We start from the raw sequence: 17,266 nt of genomic DNA, 5'->3' as shown, positions 1-17,266 counted from the left end.
CCGGGCGGTGGCCGCGGGCGATCAGCTCCGGCACCAGCGCCTCGATCAGCGCGGTCTTGCCGGAGCCCACCGGCCCGCCGATGCCGATCCGCAGGACCTTGTCGTCCACTGGGTGCTCCTTCTCTCGGTCGGGGTGGTCGGGGTTCGGCCCGGTCAGCTGGCGAACAGCCGGGCCTCGGCGCGCTCGTGGCGGCCGGACATCAGGTCGGAGGCGGGGGCGCCGGACCCGAGGTCGGCCTCCGGGCGGACCAGGGCCGCGCGGACGGCCTCCTCGATGACGGGGGCGGCGCCGCGCAGCAGCACCTGGGCCCTGCGGTGGTCGGTCAACCGCAGCCGCAGCGCGGCGCCCGCGAAGCTGGCGGCGAACGCGAACAGGTCGCCGGTGACGGCCTGTTCGACCGGCACCCCGGCGGCGGCCTGCACGATCCCGGCGGCCACGGCCTGGCAGCCGGGGGCCCGCCGCTGCTCGACCAGCCGCAGGTAGTCGGCGATCGGCGGCCGGTCGAAGACCTCCGCGGCCAGGTCGAGCAGTTGCCGCCCGGTGCGGGTGGCGGCCTGCCGCACCTCGCGGCTCAGCTTGCCCGCGTACAGCCGCCGGTCGATCCGCACCGCGTCCTGCGCCCGCCCGGCGGTGACCGCCCGGTGGGCCAGCACCAGCGCGGTGGCGTCGGACGGGCCGACGCCGTGCCGGAGCAGGTCGGCGAGCAGCGCGGGCAGCGTCTCCGGGGTGACGGCGCGCGCCTGGGCGTAGCCCTCCAGGCCGTGCGAGAGGGTGTAGAAGCCGCTGGGGAAGGCGGAGTCGGCGAGTTGCAGGCTGACCAGCAGGGCGGCCAGTTCCCCGAGCGGCGGCCGCTGCTCGGGGGACGGGTGCGGCGGGCGGTCCTCGTCCGGGCCGTGGAACATCCGCTACACCACGAAGTACAGCTGGTTGAGCGGCAGCGACTGGGCGGGTTCGATGGTGGCGACCTCGCCGTCCAGGGTGACCTTGAAGGTCTCCGGGTCGACCTCGACCTTCGGCAGCGCGTCGTTGCGGACCATGTTGTGCTTGCCGATCACCCGGGTGCCGCGCACCGGCAGCACCCGGCGCTGCAGCCCGAGCGCCTCGGGGACGCCGGCCGCGATCCCGGCCTGCGACATGAAGGTGACGTGGGTGGCCTGCTGGGCCCGGCCGAACTGGCCGAACATCGGCCGGTAGAGCACCGGTTGGGGGGTGGGCAGCGAGGCGTTCGGGTCGCCCATCTGGGCCCAGGAGATGATCCCGCCCTTGATGATCATCTTGGGCTTGGCCGCGAAGGAGTGGATCGGCCAGAGCACGATGTCGGCCAGCTTGCCGGGCTCCAGCGAGCCGACGTGGTCCGCGATGCCGGTGGCGATCGCCGGGTTGATGGTGACCTTGGCCAGGTAGCGCAGCACCCGCTGGTTGTCGTTGCGGGCGCTGTCTCCCCCCAGCGGACCGCGCTGGTCCTTGCAGTGGTGGGCGATCTGGAAGCAGCGGGTGACGGACTCGCCGACCCGGCCCATCGCCTGCGAGTCGGAGGAGACGATCGAGATCACGCCGAGGTCGTGCAGCACCGACTCGGCGGCGATGGTCTCGGCCCGCACCCGGCTGTCCGCGAACGAGACGTCCTCCGGGATGTCGGGGTTGAGGTGGTGGCAGACCATCACCATGTCGAGCAGCTCGTCGACCGAGTTCCTGGTGTACGGCAGCGTCGGGTTGGTGGACGAGGGCAGCACGTTGGGCTCGCCGGTGACCCGCAGGATGTCGGGGGCGTGGCCGCCGCCCGCCCCCTCGGAGTGGAAGGTGTGGATGGTGCGGCCGTCGATCGCCGAGCGGGTGTCCTCGAAGAACCCGGACTCGTTCAGGCTGTCGGTGTGGATCGCCACCTGCACGTCGTGCCGGTCGGCCACGCTCAGCGCGTTGTCGATCACCGCGGGGGTGGCGCCCCAGTCCTCGTGCACCTTCAGCGCGCAGGCGCCGGCCGCGATCTGCTCGTCCAGGGCCGCGGGCAGGCTGCCGTTGCCCTTGCCCATGATGCCGACGTTGACCGGCACCTCCTCGACGGCCTGCAGGAAGCGGGCGATGTTCCACGGGCCGGGGGTGCAGGTGGTGCCGTTGGAGCCGTCGGACGGGCCGGTGCCGCCGCCGATCAGCGTGGTGATGCCGTTGGTCAGCGCCTGCTGGGCCTGCTGCGGGGAGATCAGGTGGACGTGGGTGTCGATCGCGCCCGCGGTGGCGATCAGGTGCTCGCCGGAGATCGCCTCGGTGCCGGGGCCGACCACCAGGTCCGGGTGCACCCGGTCCTGGGTCTGCGGGTTGCCGGACTTGCCGATGCCCGCGATGAACCCGTCCTTGATGCCGATGTCGCACTTGACGACGCCGAGCACCGGGTCGATCACCACCACGTTGGTGATCACGGTGTCCAGCGCGCCCTGCGCGGCGGTGGCCTGCGGGTCGGCGCCCATGCCGTCGCGCATGGTCTTGCCGCCGCCGTAGACGACCTCGTCGCCGTACAGGCCCTCGCTGTAGTCCTTCTCGACCTCCACGACCAGGTTGGTGTCGGCGAGTTGGAAGCGGTCGCCGACGGTGGGGCCGAACATGTCGGTGTACTGCTGGCGGGTCATGATCGGCATGTCAGTTGGCGCCCTTCTTCTTCCCGGAACCCTTGGAACCCTTGGAGCTCTTGGAACCCTTGGAGCCCTCGGCGGCTCCGGTGCTCGTGGTGTCCGCGGTGTCCGCGGTGTCCGCGCCGTCCTGTTCGGCCCCCGCGAAGCCGTCCGCGTAGGCCCGGCGGAAGGCCCCGATCCGGGCCGGGTGGGAGACGGTGCTGCCGTTGAGCAGGCCGCTGAAGCCGACCAGCCGGCCGGTGCCGCCGTACTCGCACAGCTCGACCTCGCGGGTTCCGCCGGGCTCGATCCGCACCGAGGTGCCGGCCGGGATGTTGAGGTGCGTGCCGAGCGTCCGGTCGCGGTCGAACCGCAGCGCGGGGTTGACCTCGAAGAAGTGGTAGTGCGAGCCGACCTGGACCGCGCGGTCGCCGGTGTTGACCACCTCGACGGTCAGGGTGCGCCGGCCCGCGTTGATCTCGATGTCGCCTTCGCCGTACAGGTACTTGCCGAAACTCACAGGTGACTCCTTGCGGCCGTCAGCGGGGACGGGTGGACGTGCTGCTGTGCCTGCGGGGACTGCGGGGCGTGGCCGTGGGAGTGGCCCGCCCCCGGTCCGTGGTGGGGGTGGTGGTGGCCGTGGCCGCCGTCGGGCCCGTGGCTGTGGGCGGGCCCGTGCTGCCCGGCGGCGGCCAGCGCGGCGGCGGTGCCGTCCTCGCCGGTGTCGTGCAGCCGCCGGACGGCCGCGGCGGCCCGGGCGGAGAGCACCGCGGCGAGCGCGGCGGGAGAGAGCAGCGGCCCGGTGTCCAGGACGGACACGCCCGCGGGGGCGGGCGGCGGCACCGGCGGCAGGAAGGCGGCGGACAGCACCGCGACCTGCCGGGCACCGAGCAGCGCGCAGCGCCGCACGGCCTCGGCCGGGTCGGGGTCGCCGCCGATCAGCGCGCCCTCCACCAGCCGGTGCCGCCCGTACCGCCGGACCAGGTGCGCGACGCGGTACAGCTCGGCGTCCTGGTACGGGTCGCCGGTGGGGGCGGTGAGCAGCAGCGCGGCCTCGGCGGGGACGGTGGAGGCGGCGGCCCGCAGCCAGCCGACCAGGTGCCCGGGGGTGCCGAAGGGCTCGGCGACGACGGCGCCGCGGCGTTCTCCGGGCGGCAGGGCCCGGACGGCGCGGGCGGCGTCGGCGGCGAGTTCGGGGTCGCGGCCGAAGGTCATCGGCACGACGGCGGTGTCCTGCCCGGCGGGCCGGGCGGCGAGCGCCCGGTGGAGTTCGCGTCCGCCGGTGACCACGGTGGTGGCGGGCCCGGCGAGGTGGCGCAGGGCGGTGCCGTGTCCGGCTTCGTGGCCGCAGACGGCCAGGACCCGGGTGCGGGTGCCGGACACCGTCAGCCCCCGATGGGGTCGTGCACGGAGACCAGCTTGGTGCCGTCGGTGAACGAGGCCTCGACCTGGAGCAGCGGCAGCATCTGCCGCACCCCGTCCATGCAGGCGTCGGCGCCGAGGACGTGTCGGCCGAGCTCCATGCAGTCCGCGACGGACCTGCCGTCCCGGGCGGCTTCCAGGATGGCTTCGGTGATCAGGGCGACGGCTTCGCTGTAGTTCAGCTTGAGGCCGCGTCCCTGGCGCTTGCGGGCCAGGTCCGCGACCACGTAGACGACCAGTTTGTCGATCTCGCGGGGTGCGAGGTTCATCGGCGGGTGCCTTCCTCGGGACGGGGGGACGGGACGGCGGGGACGGGACGGCGGGGACGTGGGCGGGTGGCGCGGGTCAGGCGGTGGCGGCCCGCAGCCGGGGCAGCTGCGGGACGGCGGCGAGCAGCCCCCAGGTGGTGAGGATGAACGGCCAGGTGAAGGTGTGGCCGTCGAAGGGTTTGAAGAACGAGGTGATCGCGGCGGTCAGGCCGGTGGACAGGGCCGCGCCGAACAGCGCGTAGCCCGCGTTCCAGGGGGTGTTCGCCAGCAGGACCGCGCCGAGGGCGATGCCGACCAGGACGGCGTTGTAGCCGTAGATCCCCGAGGAGATCTGCGCGGTGGGCGCGCCGAGCGCCCAGGCGGAGACGATGCCGGCCACCGAGCCGAGCGCGGCGGCGAGCACCACCCGGACGCCCGCGCAGGCCAGGCCGACCAGCATGATCAGGCCGACGTACCAGCTGTCCACCAGGAAGACCTGCGAGACGTTGCCGAAGAAGGCGTGCCACAGGTCGGAGAAGGTGATGCCGGTGTCGCCGCTGGTGGGCTCGGCGACGGGGGCGGGGGCGCCGTGCCAGATCCGGTCGAAGGAGGGGGCGCCGAGCACCATCACGCCGGAGACGATGCAGAACGGAGCCGTCAGCGCGGTCAGCCCGTAGGGCTTCAGCAGGGTGGTGAGCGCGGCGGTCAGGACGGTGCACAGCACGCAGCCGACGACGGTGAGGACGTACGTGGCGGGGTGGTTGCCGAGCGAGCCGATCAGGGCGATGCCGGTGAGGCAGCCCGAGTAGCCCTGCAGGCCGAGCGCGACGGAGCCGCGGTCGACGCCGAACGCGTACGCGGCGGCGGTGGAGATCAGCGTGCCGAGGGTCGCGAACAGGCCGACCTTCCAGCCCGCCGCCCACAGCCCCGCGAGGATGAACGCGCCGGTGAGCAGCTGCGGTTGCAGGTCGACCTGGCCGACGCCGCGCAGCGAGGCCGTGAGGTAGGCCAGCGGTTCGCGCTCCAGGGGACCGCGTCCACCCGTTTCGGCCGCTCGTGTCACTTGTTCTCCGGAAATGTCCCAGGACTTGCGGTTCGGGTGAAATACGCTGTTGCGCACCGTAGATGACTGTGCGTCACTTCTATCCCGGTTCGGCCGGACGGCCGGCCGGGCCAACCGCGTGTTCGCGATTGTTCGCCTGATCGGCCCACGGCGGCCCCCGGAGGAGCCCGATGACCAACCCGTACCTCGATCCGGCCCACCACCGGGCCCGGCCCCCCGGCCACGCCCACTCGGAGCACGCCCCGGGCCGGCAGCTGCCGGTGGTGGCCGCGGTCGCGGCGGGCGGGGCGCTCGGCGCGGGCGCCCGCTACGGGGTGGAACGGCTGTGGCCGACGGCCGGCACCGCGTTCCCGTGGCCGATCCTCGCCGTCAACGCGGTGGGGTGCCTGGTGATGGGCGCCCTGATGACGGTGCTGGCCGCGCGGTTCCCCCGGCACAAGAGGATGGCGGGCGCCCTGCTGGGCACCGGCTTCCTCGGCGGGTTCACCACCTTCTCCCACTACACGGACAACGTCCGGGAGCTGGTGCGCGGCGACGCCTACGGCACCGCCGCGGCCTACCTGCTGCTGACGGTGGCGGCGGCACTGGCCGGCGTGGTCCTCGGCGTGTTCGCGGCCCGGGCCGCGGTGGGCGTCCCGGCGCACCAGGAGGCGTCCGGTGCTCGCTGACTGGCTGCTCGTGCTGCTCGGCGGCCTGGTCGGCGCGCCGGTCCGCTACCTGACCGGGGTGGCCGTCAAGTCCCGGGTGCACAGCCCGTTCCCGTACGGGACGCTGGCCGCCAACGCCGCGGCCTGCCTCCTGCTCGGCTTCCTCTCCGAGGCGGCGCTGCGCGGGCACCTGGGCGCCCACGGACTGCTGCTGCTGGGCACCGGCTTCTGCGGGGCGCTGTCCACCTGGTCGACCTTCTCCTACGAGGTGTTCACGCTGGCCTCCACCCGGCGGGTGGCGCTGTCCGGGCTGTACCTGGCGGTGTCGGTACTGGCCGGCACGGCGCTGTCGTTCGCGGGCGCGGGGGTCGCGGGCGCCCTGCGCTGACGGCCCGCCGCGGCCGCTTCGGCCCGGCGCCGGAGTGGACCCAGTGCCAACCCGCTGTGGACGCACGGCCAACCCGCGGCCGCCACGGCTGGCTAACGTGGTCCACGCGAAGAAGGCCCTCGCCGCTCGGGGCGCTTCGTGGTCGACGTGCTGCCACCCGATGGGGGGATTCACCGGTGGTTGAGGGGACACGTCGAACGGTACGGGCCTGTCGGCCGGATCGCCCCCGATCCGGTCGGCGGGCCTCTTCGCGCTGACGGCGCCCCGGCTCAACCGGCGGTGCGGCTCAACCGGCGGTGCGGCGGCCCAGGTAGGTGAGGGGGCCGGGGTCGGGGACCGCGATGGGGTGGAAGCCGAGGCGGTCGTAGAAGGCGCGGGCCGCGGTGTTGGCGGTGACCATGCCGAGGTGGACCCGGGGGACGCCCCTGGCGGCCAGCGCGGCCAGCAGGGTGTGCATCAACTCCCGTCCGTGGCCCGCCCGCTGGTGACTGGGGAGCAGGTCGATGTGCAGGTGGGCGGGGTAGTCGGCGAGTTCGGGCAGCAGCATCCGCTCGGGGGTGTGCATCAGGTGGAGCATCACCTCGCCGGGGGTGGCCGGTTCGCCGGTGAGCGGCGGGTAGCGGTCGGCGAGGGTGGGCAGCCACTCGTCCCGGAAGCGGCGGACGAACGCCGGGGTGTCGGCGGTCGCCAGCACGTAGCCGACCGCGCGCCCGCCGTCGTCCAGCACGAACGCCAGGTCCGGTTCCAGGGCGGCGTACGGGGCGGCGAAGATGTTCGGGAGCAGTTCGTGGTCCGGGTAGGTCTGCCGGGAGTCGCCGCCGTTCTCGGCGGTGCGCACGCAGATGTCGAACAGGGCGGCCCGGTCGGCGGGCCGGTAGGGGCGGACGGCGGGGCGGGGCGGGAGCTGGCTCATGCCGCGCATCCTGCTGTCGAAACCTCCGTTCGACAAGGGGGTTGATCTCCCGTCAGACCGCCATCGCCAGCATCAGCGGCGCCGCCCGGACGACCAGCAGTTCGGCGGCCTCGCGCAGCCGGTGCGCCTGGGCGACGGGCAGCGAGGTGGCCAGGCAGCCGACGGTGCTCCCGGCGACCACCGGGACGGCCGCGCACACCGTGTCCATCGAGTACTCCTGCAGGTCCAGCACGGGGACGGTGGCGGGCTGCCGGTCGAGCCGCTGCAGCAGCCGGTCGGTGCCGGTGATGGTGCGGGCGGTCAGCGGGGCCGCCGGGTGGCGGGAGAGGTGGTCGAGCCGGGCGTCGTGGTCGAGCTGCGCGAGCAGGCACTTGCCGATCGCGGAGGCGTGCGCGGTGGCCCGGAAGTCCGCCCACTCGTGCACGGCCGGGGCGTCCTCGTCCGCGCACACCGCCTCCACCGAGAGCTCCCCGTCGTGGTAGCGGCTGAAGTACACGGCCGCGCCCAGTTCGTCGCGCAGCTCCTCCAGCCGGTGGTTCAGCCGGGCCCGGACCATCGGTTCCCGCTGCTGCGCCCCCAGCAGGGTGCAGGCCCCGCCGAGCGCCCAGCCGCCCTCCAGCCGGACCAGGTACCCTTCGGTCTCCAACTCCTCGGCGATCAGCCGCACGTGGGTCTCCGGCAGGGTCAGCTCCCGGGCCAGTTCGGCCGCCGTCGCGCCCTGCGGCCGGCGGTCCACCGCCTCCAGCAGGCGCAGCGCCCGGCGCAGCACCCCGAACGGGCCCGCCCCGCCGCCGCCCGCCCCCGGCAGCCCGTCGCGCCGTCCCCCGCCGCGCACCGTGGACATGGTCTGACCCCCTCCCGCCGGCACCGCCTCCCTCTCAGCGTAGGGGCCGCACCGCTCCCGCACCGGCCCCTCACCGGTTTTTCGCCCCCGCGGACCGGTCCCCCTTGACAGGCATATGCCCCGACGGGGCGGGCCCCGGATCCCGGGGGCGCCGCGCCCGCCGGGGGCCGGGGCCCGCCGACCTGACGGTTCGTCAGTCCTCGTTCGCCGCGCGGAGTTCCGTGACGGCGGCGGTCAGTCGGGCGCCGTACTCCGGGTCGGCGGCGTGGAAGTGGGCGAGGTTGCGCTCGACCACGTCGTCCCGGCCGACCTGGGCCAGCGAACCGGCCAGGTTGGCGATCAGGCGGGACTTCTCGGCCTCCGTCATCAGCCGGTAGAGCTCCCCGGCCTGGAAGAAGTCGTCGTCCTTGCCGTGCGCGGGCGTGGCGTAGGTGCCGGTGTGGCCGGAGACCGGCTGCGGGGCGTGCAGGGCCTCGTCGGTCTGGGCCGGGCCGCCGTACGAGTTGGGCTCGTAGTTCTTGCCGCGGCCGTTCGGGTTGAGCGCGCCGAGGCCGTCCTGCCCGTAGTTGGCGGCCTCCGCCGCGCGGGGCGCGTTGACCGGCAGCTGGGTGTGGTTGACGCCGAGCCGGTAGCGCTGGGCGTCGGCGTACGCGAACAGCCGGCCCTGCAGCATCTTGTCGGGCGAGGGGCCGATGCCGGGCACGAAGTTGTTCGGCGAGAACGCGGCCTGCTCGACCTCGGCGAACACGTTCTCCGGGTTGCGGTTGAGCACCAGCCGGCCGACCTTGACCAGCGGGTAGTCGGCGTGCGGCCACACCTTGGTCAGGTCGAACGGGTTGAACCGGTAGTCCGCGGCGTCCTCCACCGGCATCAGCTGCACGTACAGCGTCCAGGACGGGAACACCCCGCGCCCGATCGCCTGGTGCAGGTCCCGCTGGTGGCTGTCGGCGTCCCCGCCCGCGGTCTCGGCGGCCTGGCCGGCGTCCAGCGAGCGGATGCCCTGGTTGGTCTTGAAGTGGTACTTCACCCAGTGCGCCCGGCCCTCGGCGTTGACCCACTGGTAGGTGTGCGAGCCGAAGCCGTTCATGTGCCGGTACGAGGCCGGGATGCCGCGGTCGCCGAACAGCCAGGTGATCTGGTGGGTCGAGGCCGGCGAGTGCGCCCAGAAGTCCCAGACGTTGTCCGCCTCCTGGACGCCGGTGTGCGGGTCGCGCTTCTGCGAGTGGATGAAGTCCGGGAACTTCAGCGGGTCCTTGATGAAGAACACCGGGGTGTTGTTGCCGACCAGGTCGTAGTTGCCCTGCTCGGTGTAGAACTTCACCGCGAACCCGCGCGGGTCGCGCACCGCGTCGGTCGAGCCCAGCGCGCCCGCGACGGTGGAGAAGCGCAGGAACAGCTCGGTGCGCTTGCCGACCTGCGAGAGGAACGCCGCCTTGGTGTACCGCGAGACCTCGTCGGTCACCTCGAAGTACCCGTACGCACCCGACCCGCGGGCGTGCACCACCCGCTCCGGGATCCGCTCCCGGTTGAACCGGGCCAGCTTCTCCAACAGGTGCTGGTCCTGCACCAGCAGCGGGCCGTACTCGCCGGCCGAGGCGCTGTTCTGGTTGTCGGCGACGGGCGCGCCGGACTCGGTGGTGAGGGTTCTGGGCATGCGTGGTCCTTGCGTTCGGCAGATGGTTCGGGAGGAGGCAGGGGCTCGGGGAACGGCGAGTCCGTGCTGCTGACGGCCGGAGCCCGTCGAAGGTTCGTGCTGCTGCGTGTGGTGAACGGGCTGCGCGCCCTCAAACGCCTTCGTACAGCGGCCGGATGGCCGTCGCGTCGGTGAGCGGGCGGGCCTCGGCGAGGTCGGTCGGCAGGCCGGCCGCGGCGAGCGCCTCGCGGGCCTCCGGCAGCGGGATCGCGTTGAACCAGCGCAGCGCGAGCGCGTCCTGCCCGGCGGGGGTGAGGCGGCCGGTGAGGCGCAGCCGGGCGAGGCCGCCGTCGGGGTAGACGTTGATCCGGACGTGGGTGACGGGGGTGCCCGCCGGGAGCCGGTAGCGGTGGCGGGTGTCGGGCTGCAGCCGGGTGCGCGGCAGCAGGACGGTCTCCCGCTCGCCGTCGGTGCCGACGAGTTCGGCCCAGCCGGGGGCGTTGGCGACGAAGCAGGAGGTGTCCACCTCCGCCGCCAGCACCTCGCCGCCCCCGGCCAGGGCCACTCGCACCCAGTCGTTGGCCTTGTCGCGCCGACGCCGGGTCTCCCAGCCGTCGCCCATGACGGAGGCTCGGCCGGGAGCGTTCAGGTTGTGCGGGGAGGAGAAGTAGCGGTCGGAGGCGGCCTCGGCGACGCCGCCGTGCTCCTGGGCGGCCAGGTCGAAGGTGAGGCCGGCCAGGTCGCGGGGGTCGGGCAGCACCTCGCCGTGCACGCGCAGCCGGGCGACGCCGCCGTCCGGCCAGATGTTGAGGCGGACGTGGGTCCAGCGGCCGGGGTGGTCGACCGGGAACCGGTGCGCGGTGTCGCCCTTGAGCGCGGTGCGCGGGACGAGGTCGGTCCAGTCGGCGGCGGCGAGTTCCTCCGGCGAGGGGTGGCCGGGCACCGAGGCGGCCTGGACGGACGCGGTCTCGGGGTAGTTGCCGGTGAAGTGCGCGGTGTCGACGACCACGCCGCGGATCCGGCCCGCGACGCCGAGCCGGACGACCGCCCAGTCGTGGTCCTCGTCGGTGGGGTGCGGCTGCTCGGCGCTGGCGCCGCGGCGGCGGCGGGACTCCCAGCCGTCCATGATCTGGCCCTTGTGGCCGAAGGTGTGCGGGCGGAACTCGGCGGGGGCGGCGACCAGCAGGTTCTCGGCGTCCGCGAAGGTGTCCTCGTTGGTGGCGACCACGCCCGCGCCGAGCAGCCGGGAGGCCAGGTCGACCAGCTCGGTGAACGGCGCGTTCGAGGTCAGGTCAGTACTCAACTGATGCTCCTTCTTCCAGCGTTGCGGTGTCTGCGGGGTCAGGGTCGGACGATCTGCCGGCCGTGCGGGGCGCCGTCGGGGTCGACGGGCCGCCCGCGCAGCCAGGTGCGGTGGACCAGCCCGGTGAGGGTGCGGCCCGCGTACGGGGTGACCGGGTTCTTGTGCTGGAGGCGCTCGGCGCGGACGGTCAGTTCGCCGTCCGGGTCGAAGGCCACCAGGTCGGCGTCGTACCCGGGCGCGATGGCGCCCTTGGTGCCGGTCAGGCCGACCAGTGCGGCGGGGCCGGCGGCCATCCAGCGGACCACGTCCGCCAGGGTGTGGCCGCGGCGGCGGGCCTCGGTCCAGACGGCGGGCAGGCCCAGTTGGAGGGAGGCGATGCCGCCCCAGGCGGCGGCGAAGTCGCCGCTGCCGCCGTGCCGGGCGAGGAGTTTGAGCGCGGGGGTGGAGGGCGAGTGGTCGGAGACCACGGCGGCGAACTCGCCGTCCGCGAGGGCCTGCCAGAGCAGGTCGCGGTTGGACTCGTCGCGGATCGGCGGGCAGCACTTGAAGGCGGTGTCCCCGTCGGGGACCTCCTCGGCGGCCAGCGTCAGGTAGTGCGGGCAGGTCTCGGCGGTGACCTCGACGCCGTCCGCCCGGGCCTGCCGGAGCAGCGGCAGCACGGCGGCGGAGGAGACGTGCAGGACGTGCACCCGGGCGCCGGTGCGGCGGGCGGCGGCCAGCAGGGCGCCGACGGCGGCGGCCTCGGCGTCGTCCGGGCGGGAGGCCAGGAAGTCGCGGTAGTGGGTGCCGGGCACCTGGGGGGCGGCGTCCAGCACGGCCGGGTCCTCGGCGTGGATGATCGCCAGGGCGCCGATCCGGGCCTGCTCGGCGAGCGCGGACTCCAGGTCGGCGGGGGTGGCCAGGTGCGGGAACTCGTCCACCCCGGACGGGGCGAGGAACGACTTGAAGCCGAACACGCCCTGGCGGTGCAGGAGTTCGAGCTGATCGGTGTTGCCGGGGACGGCGCCGCCCCAGAATCCCAGGTCGACCCACGCCTGACCCTCGGCGGTCTTCCGCTTGGCGTCGAGGCCCGCGACCGTGGTGGTCGGCGGGATCGAGTTGAGCGGCATGTCGACGACGGTGGTGACGCCGCCGGCCGCGGCGGCCTTCGTCGCGGAGGCGAAGCCCTCCCAGTCGGTCCGGCCGGGCTCGTTGACGTGCACGTGGGTGTCGACCAGGCCGGGCAGCAGCGCGAGGGCGCCGAGGTCGGTGAGCCGGCGGCCGTCGGCCGGCAGGGTGCCGTGCGGGGCGACCCGCTCGATCCTCCCGGCCCGGACCAGCACGTCGGCGGGGCGCTCGCCGTCCGGCAGGACCACCCGCCGGGAGCGGATCACCGCGTCGTCGATGGGCATGGGGGAACCTCCGAGCGTCGTGGGGAGCGGGGGTGGGTCGAAGGAGTGCTGGGAGCCTAGGCTCGCCTTCAACAAAACGTCAATGTGTGAACGTACGAGAGTGCGACGGGCCGTCAGCGCGGCGGAGCGGCCCGTCCGGGCGGTCATCAGCGCAGCAGCGCGACCGCCAGCCGCTCCCCCGCCAGCTCGGCGAGCTCGCCCGCCCGGGCCATCGACTCCGCCGGACCGCCCGCCAGGTCGGCCAGCGCCAGCGCCGCGACGAAGCCCGCCGACCGCCACTCCCGCTCGGCCAGCTCCAGCCGCCCGGCCACCGCCGCCACCGGCACCCCGGCCCGGGCGGCCGCCGCGGCCACCCCCGCCGGGGCCTTGCCGTGCAGGGTCTGCGCGTCCAGGCAGCCCTCGCCCGTCACCACCAGGCGCGCCCCGCGCACCGCCCGCTCGAAGCCCAGCAGCTCCAGCAGCAGTTCGATGCCGGGCCGCACGGCCGCCCCGAGCAGCGCCAGCGCGGCGAAGCCCACCCCGCCGGCCGCGCCCGCGCCCGCCGCGCCGCGGACGTCACGGCCCGTCAGCCGCGCGACCGCGTCCGCCCAGCGGGTCAGCCCCTCCTCCAGCACCAGCAGGTCGGCGGCGTCCGCGCCCTTCTGCGGCCCGTACACGGCGGCCGCCCCGCGCGGGCCCAGCAGCGGGTTGTCCACGTCGCACGCGACGGTCACCTCCACCCCGCGCAGGCGCTCCGCCAGCGGGCCCGGCTCCACCCGGGCGAGGCGCCGCAGCGCGGCCCCGCCCGGCGGCAACGGCGCGCCGTCCGCGTCGTACAGCTCGACGCCCAGCGCCTGCGCCATGCCCGCGCCGCCGTCCGTGCAGGCACTCCCCCCGAGGCCCAGCACCACCCGGGACGCCCCGAGCGAGACCGCCTTCGCGACCAACTGGCCCACCCCGTACGAGCCCGCCGCGAGCGGCGCCGTCCGGCCCCCCGGCAGCCGGGCCAGCCCCGACGCCTGCGCCAGCTCGACCACCGCGGTCCCGCCCTTCACCGCCAGCCCCGCGACCACCGGCAGCCCGGTCGGCCCGGCGACCTTCACGTCCACCCGGGAGAACCCCGCCGCGAGCGCGGCCGCCAGCGTCCCCTCCCCGCCGTCGGCCACCGGCAGCTCCCGCACCTCCACCCCGGGCACCCCCCGCCGGACCCCGGCGGCGATCCGCGCGGCGACCTCGGCGCCCTCCAGCGACCCCTTGAACTTGTCGGGGGCGACAACCACATGACCTCGCACGACACCGGGCCTTTCACAGGAAGGAGGATTCTCAGGAGAGCCCCGACAGGGGCTCGGGGAACGGCGAGTCGATGCTGCTGACGGCCGGAGCCCATCGGAGGTTCGTGCTGCTGCGTGTAGTAAACAGAACCGGAAGCTCACGCGCGCATCGGCAGTGAACCGCCAGCAGACCCGGGCTCGCCGTTCCCCGAGCCCCTGTCGGTGCGCGCTCCCCGTTCCTTACTTGACCTCGCGGCCGGAGAGCCGTTCGACCCCGCGCAGCAGGGCCGAGTGGTCGAGGGAGCCGTCGCCGTTGGCGCGGGCGGAGGCGACCAGTTGGGCGGCGACCGCGCCGAGCGGGAGCGCGGCGCCGACGGCGCGGGCGGCGTCGGTGACGATGCCCATGTCCTTGTGGTGGAGGTCGATCCGGAAGCCGGGGGCGAACTCGCGGGCGAGCATGTTGCCCTTCTTGCGGTTCAGCACGGTGGACCCGGCCAGCCCGCCGCCGAGGACGTCGAGCGCGGCGGCGAGGTCGACGCCCGCGTTCTCCAGGAAGACCACGGCCTCGGCGAGGACCTGGATGTTGACGGCGACGATCAGCTGGTTGGCGGCCTTGACGGTCTGGCCGGCCCCGGCCGGGCCGACGTGCACGACGGTGGTGCCGAGCGCGTCGAACAGCGGCTCGGCCTCGGCGAAGTCGGCGTCCGCGCCGCCGACCATGATGGAGAGCACGGCCTCGACGGCGCCGGCCTCGCCGCCGGAGACGGGGGCGTCCAGGGCGCGCAGGCCGGCGGCCTTCGCGGCGGCGTCGACCTTGATCGAGGTCTGCGGGGTGATGCTGGACATGTCGATGACCAGCGCGCCGGGCCGGGCGTGCGCCAGGACGCCGTCCTCCCCGAGGACGACCTGCTCGACCTGCGGGTCGGCGGGGACCATGGTGATGACGACCTCGGCGTCGGCGACGGCCTCGGCGATCGAGGCCGCGCCGTGGCCGCCCGCGGCGACCAGGGCGTCGATGGGCTCCCGGGTGAGGTTGTAGCCGGTGACGTGGTGGCCGGCCTTGACCAGGTTGACGGCCATGGGCTTGCCCATGATGCCGAGGCCGATGAAGGCGATCTTGCGGCTCATCGCGTGCGGGTCCTTAGCTGTGAGGGTGTCGAAGGGGGAGGGCTCAGCGCGCGGCGCGCAGCTCGCGCGGCAGCCAGTCGAAGCTCTCGGCGCTGACGCCGCCGGCCGGGCGGTACTCCAGGCCGACGAGCCCGCGGTAGCCGGCCGCGGTGAGGCGGGCGAACAGGGCCTCGAAGTCGAGTTCGCCGGTGCCGGGTTCGTTGCGGCCGGGGGTGTCGGCGATCTGCACGTGGCCGATCCGGTCGGCGTGGGCGTCGATGACGGCGGCCGGGTCCTCGCCGTTGCGGGCGAGGTGGTAGAGGTCGCAGAGGAACTTGGCGTTGCCGAGGCCGGTGGCGGCGTTGACCTTGTCGACGACGTCGACCGCGGCGGCGGCGGTGACCAGCGGGTAGTCGGGGGACTCGGCCGAGTTGAGGGTCTCGACCAGCAGGACGGCGCCGACGGAGTGCGCGGCGCGGGCGGCCAGTGCGAGGTTCTCCAGGGCGAGGGCGTCCTGTTCGGCGGGGTCGACCCCGGGGACGCGGTTGCCGTAGAGGGCGTTGAGCGCGCCGGTGCCCAGGCGTTCGGCGAGGGCGGTGGCGACCGGGACGTTCTCCCGGAAGCGCTCGCTCTCGGCGGGGAGGGAGAGCGTGCCGCGGGCGCCGCGGGTCAGGTCGTCGAGGAGGTTGAGGCCGGTCAGCCGGACGCCGGCCGTCTCGAACGCGTCGGCCAGGGCCTCGGTGGCCTCCGCGCCGGGGGCGGGCTCCGTGCCGAAGGGCCACCAGAGTTCGGCGGCGGTGAAGCCGGCCGCGGCGGCCGCGGCGGGCCGCTCCAGCAGGGGCAGTTCGCCGAACAGGATGGACAGGTTGACCGTGAAGCGGTGCTGGGCGGCAGCGGTCACGTCGTTCACCTCAATCGCTCTCTCGCCGGGCAACTCCCCGGTCAACTTCCACGATCCGGAAGCTGAATTCTGCTTGATGGAAGCTTCTCCGCCGCCATCCGGGCTGTCAAGGACGCCGCAACATTTTGTTGAAGCCACCGAACGCCCGGCCGCCCGCCCCGGCCACCCTGTCCGATCCCCCAGCAGCGCCGGATCGATAAGCTGAGCGGGTGCGATTGATGGTGGAGTTCACGACAGAGCCGTTCGAACTGGACGGGTTCCCCGAGCACGCCAGGGCCGCGCGCCGCGTGGTGGAGGAGGCGGGGCTCGCCGTCTCGGTGGGGCCGTTCGGCACCAGCGCCGAGGGCGGGGCCGAGGAGGCCCTGGCCGCCGTCACCCGCCTGCTGCGGGAGACCCTGGCGGCGGGGGCCAGCCGGATCTCGGTCCAGGTCAGCGTGCTGGACGGGGAGCCCGCAGGACCCGAAGGAGGGGATGCGCAGTGAGCGGCGCCCTGAACCACCCGTTCGCCGCCGCCCTGCAGCCGCTGCTGGCCGCGGTCGGCGCGACCGCGGTCGCGCCGTCCGAGGCCCGGGCCGAGGACGTGCTGCTGGAGTGGGACGGCGCACCGGCGGTCGCGGTGCGGCTGCCGCACCTGAGCAGCGCGCTGGACCGGCTGCTGGCGGAGATGGTCCGGCAGTTCGACGGCCGGCCGCTGACCGAGCTGGACCGCGCGGAGAAGCAGCGGGTGGTGGCCCTGCTGGAGGAGCGCGGCGCGTTCACCGTCCGCCACGGGGTGGAGACGGTCGCGTCGGCGCTCGGGGTCAGCCGGTTCACCGTGTACAACTACCTCAACCGGCAGGAGAAGGGCTGAGCCGCCGGTCGCGCCCTTGGCGGATCGCACACGGCGCCGGGTCGCGGACCCGGCGCCGTGTGCTGTCACCACAAACAGTTCAACAAAGTGTTGACGGCCTGTTGCGGCCGATCTAGCTTGTGCGGGTGGCACCAACCCTCAGGAGGTCCACCCGTGACCAAGCCACCCCCTGCCCGCTCCGGGCTCCCCGCGCTCTCGGCCGCTGACGCGTCCGCACTGCGCGAGACCCTGCTGGAGGTCTGTTCCAGCCCCGCCTGGGCCGCCGCCGTCGCGGCGTCCCGCCCCTGGCACGACCGCGAGGAGCTGCGCACCGCCAACGCGAAGGCGATGGCGGAACTCTCCGCGGCCGACCTGCACGACGCGATGGCCGGCCACGCCCGGATCGGCGCCCCCAAGCCGGGGGACGCCGTCTCCGAGCGCGAACAGGCCGGCGTCCGGGGCGTCGACCCGTCCGTGCTGGACGAGTTGCGCACCGCCAACGCCGCCTACGAGGCGAAGTTCGGCCACGTGTTCCTGATCTGCGCGACCGGCCGCACCGCGGACGGCATGCTCGCCGCGCTGCGCGAGCGGTACCCGAACGACGCCGCCACCGAGGCGGAGGTCGTCCGGGGCGAGCTGCGGAAGATCAACGACATCCGGCTCGACCGGCTGCTCGACGCGCCGCGGTGAATTGACGGACAGTCACTCCCTGCCATCCAGTGA

At 74.4% G+C, this 17,266-nt stretch carries 20 protein-coding genes; 5 read left to right on the top strand and 15 right to left on the bottom strand.

Annotated features, from left to right (window positions below; genetic code table 11):
* From ABD345_RS40365 to ABD345_RS29885, 7 genes are all read right to left on the bottom strand, one after another.
* The coding region (locus ABD345_RS40365) for a GTP-binding protein (RefSeq protein WP_425556886.1) at positions 1 to 109 on the bottom strand (109 nt) is incomplete at its 3' end.
* 44 nt (positions 110 to 153) lie between these two features.
* Positions 154 to 903, bottom strand: coding sequence for an urease accessory protein UreF (locus ABD345_RS29910; RefSeq protein WP_344556636.1), 750 nt, complete (start codon positions 901 to 903; stop codon positions 154 to 156).
* Positions 904 to 906: 3 nt separating this feature from the next.
* Positions 907 to 2,631, bottom strand: coding sequence for an urease subunit alpha (gene ureC / locus ABD345_RS29905; protein ID WP_344556634.1), 1,725 nt, complete (start codon positions 2,629 to 2,631; stop codon positions 907 to 909).
* A 1-nt stretch (position 2,632) separates the two neighbouring features.
* On the bottom strand, positions 2,633 to 3,124 hold the full coding sequence (locus ABD345_RS29900) for an urease subunit beta (RefSeq protein ID WP_344556632.1): 492 nt from the start codon (positions 3,122 to 3,124) through the stop codon (positions 2,633 to 2,635).
* Complete coding sequence (locus ABD345_RS29895) at positions 3,121 to 3,987, bottom strand: sirohydrochlorin chelatase (protein ID WP_344556630.1); 867 nt, start codon at positions 3,985 to 3,987, stop codon at positions 3,121 to 3,123. The genes ABD345_RS29900 and ABD345_RS29895 overlap by 4 nt, the downstream gene beginning before the upstream one ends.
* Positions 3,988 to 3,989: 2 nt before the next feature.
* Positions 3,990 to 4,295 carry an urease subunit gamma gene (locus tag ABD345_RS29890; protein WP_344556628.1) on the bottom strand — a complete coding sequence of 102 codons (306 nt, stop codon included), beginning with the start codon at positions 4,293 to 4,295 and terminating at the stop codon, positions 3,990 to 3,992.
* 76 nt (positions 4,296 to 4,371) lie between these two features.
* On the bottom strand, positions 4,372 to 5,337 hold the full coding sequence (locus ABD345_RS29885; protein WP_344556627.1) for an urea transporter: 966 nt from the start codon (positions 5,335 to 5,337) through the stop codon (positions 4,372 to 4,374).
* Positions 5,338 to 5,507: 170 nt separating this feature from the next.
* On the opposite strand from ABD345_RS29885, the gene ABD345_RS29880 reads away from it, so the two are divergent.
* Positions 5,508 to 6,005: a fluoride efflux transporter FluC gene (locus ABD345_RS29880; protein ID WP_344556626.1), complete on the top strand. Its 498-nt coding sequence runs from the start codon at positions 5,508 to 5,510 to the stop codon at positions 6,003 to 6,005.
* Entirely contained in the window at positions 5,995 to 6,372 is a 378-nt protein-coding gene (locus tag ABD345_RS29875; protein WP_344556625.1) for a fluoride efflux transporter FluC, read from the top strand. The genes ABD345_RS29880 and ABD345_RS29875 overlap by 11 nt, the downstream gene beginning before the upstream one ends.
* 286 nt (positions 6,373 to 6,658) lie before the next feature.
* Here the strand turns inward: ABD345_RS29875 and ABD345_RS29870 are convergent, their stop codons facing one another.
* From ABD345_RS29870 to ABD345_RS29835, 8 genes are all read right to left on the bottom strand, one after another.
* A complete protein-coding gene (locus tag ABD345_RS29870) occupies positions 6,659 to 7,285 on the bottom strand; it encodes a GNAT family N-acetyltransferase (protein WP_344556624.1) in 627 nt (208 codons plus the stop codon).
* 52 nt (positions 7,286 to 7,337) lie between these two features.
* The gene (locus ABD345_RS29865) at positions 7,338 to 8,129 is read right to left on the bottom strand and encodes an IclR family transcriptional regulator (protein ID WP_344556623.1); all 792 of its coding nucleotides are present in this window, start codon (positions 8,127 to 8,129) and stop codon (positions 7,338 to 7,340) included.
* Between the two features lie 193 nt (positions 8,130 to 8,322).
* A complete protein-coding gene (locus ABD345_RS29860; RefSeq protein WP_344556622.1) occupies positions 8,323 to 9,783 on the bottom strand; it encodes a catalase in 1,461 nt (486 codons plus the stop codon).
* A gap of 130 nt (positions 9,784 to 9,913) precedes the next feature.
* On the bottom strand, positions 9,914 to 11,065 hold the full coding sequence (gene alc / locus ABD345_RS29855; RefSeq protein WP_344556621.1) for an allantoicase: 1,152 nt from the start codon (positions 11,063 to 11,065) through the stop codon (positions 9,914 to 9,916).
* A gap of 38 nt (positions 11,066 to 11,103) precedes the next feature.
* Entirely contained in the window at positions 11,104 to 12,456 is a 1,353-nt protein-coding gene (gene allB / locus ABD345_RS29850; RefSeq protein WP_344556620.1) for an allantoinase AllB, read from the bottom strand.
* A gap of 146 nt (positions 12,457 to 12,602) precedes the next feature.
* Entirely contained in the window at positions 12,603 to 13,715 is a 1,113-nt protein-coding gene (locus ABD345_RS29845; RefSeq protein WP_344556619.1) for a glycerate kinase, read from the bottom strand.
* A gap of 231 nt (positions 13,716 to 13,946) precedes the next feature.
* On the bottom strand, positions 13,947 to 14,834 hold the full coding sequence (locus ABD345_RS29840) for a 2-hydroxy-3-oxopropionate reductase (RefSeq protein WP_344556617.1): 888 nt from the start codon (positions 14,832 to 14,834) through the stop codon (positions 13,947 to 13,949).
* A gap of 43 nt (positions 14,835 to 14,877) precedes the next feature.
* The gene (locus ABD345_RS29835; protein ID WP_344556613.1) at positions 14,878 to 15,723 is read right to left on the bottom strand and encodes a TIM barrel protein; all 846 of its coding nucleotides are present in this window, start codon (positions 15,721 to 15,723) and stop codon (positions 14,878 to 14,880) included.
* Between the two features lie 200 nt (positions 15,724 to 15,923).
* Here ABD345_RS29835 and ABD345_RS29830 point away from each other — a divergent pair, with 200 nt between their 5' ends.
* The 3 genes from ABD345_RS29830 to uraD all read left to right on the top strand — a co-directional run bounded on the left by ABD345_RS29830 (position 15,924) and on the right by uraD (position 17,233).
* Entirely contained in the window at positions 15,924 to 16,196 is a 273-nt protein-coding gene (locus ABD345_RS29830) for a thiamine-binding protein (protein WP_344556611.1), read from the top strand.
* Positions 16,193 to 16,564 (top strand): helix-turn-helix domain-containing protein, encoded by a 372-nt coding sequence (locus ABD345_RS29825; RefSeq protein ID WP_344556607.1) that lies wholly within the window; start codon positions 16,193 to 16,195, stop codon positions 16,562 to 16,564. Before ABD345_RS29830 ends, ABD345_RS29825 begins: the two co-directional genes overlap by 4 nt.
* 153 nt (positions 16,565 to 16,717) lie before the next feature.
* Positions 16,718 to 17,233 (top strand): 2-oxo-4-hydroxy-4-carboxy-5-ureidoimidazoline decarboxylase, encoded by a 516-nt coding sequence (uraD, locus tag ABD345_RS29820; protein WP_344556605.1) that lies wholly within the window; start codon positions 16,718 to 16,720, stop codon positions 17,231 to 17,233.
* Positions 17,234 to 17,266: the final 33 nt, after the last annotated feature.

It is taken from the genome of Kitasatospora saccharophila (assembly GCF_039529925.1).
Lineage (GTDB): Bacteria > Actinomycetota > Actinomycetes > Streptomycetales > Streptomycetaceae > Kitasatospora > Kitasatospora saccharophila.
The sequence above is the reverse complement of the archived record's forward strand: the minus strand, read 5'-3'. Positions and strand labels throughout refer to the sequence as shown.

Excerpts from the sequence above, each read along its gene's own strand:
- allB (WP_344556620.1), bottom strand. The coding sequence starts at position 12,456 with ATGCCCATCGACGACGCGGTGATCCGCTCCCGGCGGGTGGTCCTGCCG.
- ureC (WP_344556634.1), bottom strand. The coding sequence starts at position 2,631 with ATGCCGATCATGACCCGCCAGCAGTACACCGACATGTTCGGCCCCACC.
- ABD345_RS29880 (WP_344556626.1), top strand. The coding sequence starts at position 5,508 with ATGACCAACCCGTACCTCGATCCGGCCCACCACCGGGCCCGGCCCCCC.
- ABD345_RS29890 (WP_344556628.1), bottom strand. The coding sequence starts at position 4,295 with ATGAACCTCGCACCCCGCGAGATCGACAAACTGGTCGTCTACGTGGTC.
- ABD345_RS29865 (WP_344556623.1), bottom strand. The coding sequence starts at position 8,129 with ATGTCCACGGTGCGCGGCGGGGGACGGCGCGACGGGCTGCCGGGGGCG.
- ABD345_RS29870 (WP_344556624.1), bottom strand. The coding sequence starts at position 7,285 with ATGAGCCAGCTCCCGCCCCGCCCCGCCGTCCGCCCCTACCGGCCCGCC.
- ABD345_RS29840 (WP_344556617.1), bottom strand. The coding sequence starts at position 14,834 with ATGAGCCGCAAGATCGCCTTCATCGGCCTCGGCATCATGGGCAAGCCC.
- ABD345_RS29910 (WP_344556636.1), bottom strand. The coding sequence starts at position 903 with ATGTTCCACGGCCCGGACGAGGACCGCCCGCCGCACCCGTCCCCCGAG.
- ABD345_RS29860 (WP_344556622.1), bottom strand. The coding sequence starts at position 9,783 with ATGCCCAGAACCCTCACCACCGAGTCCGGCGCGCCCGTCGCCGACAAC.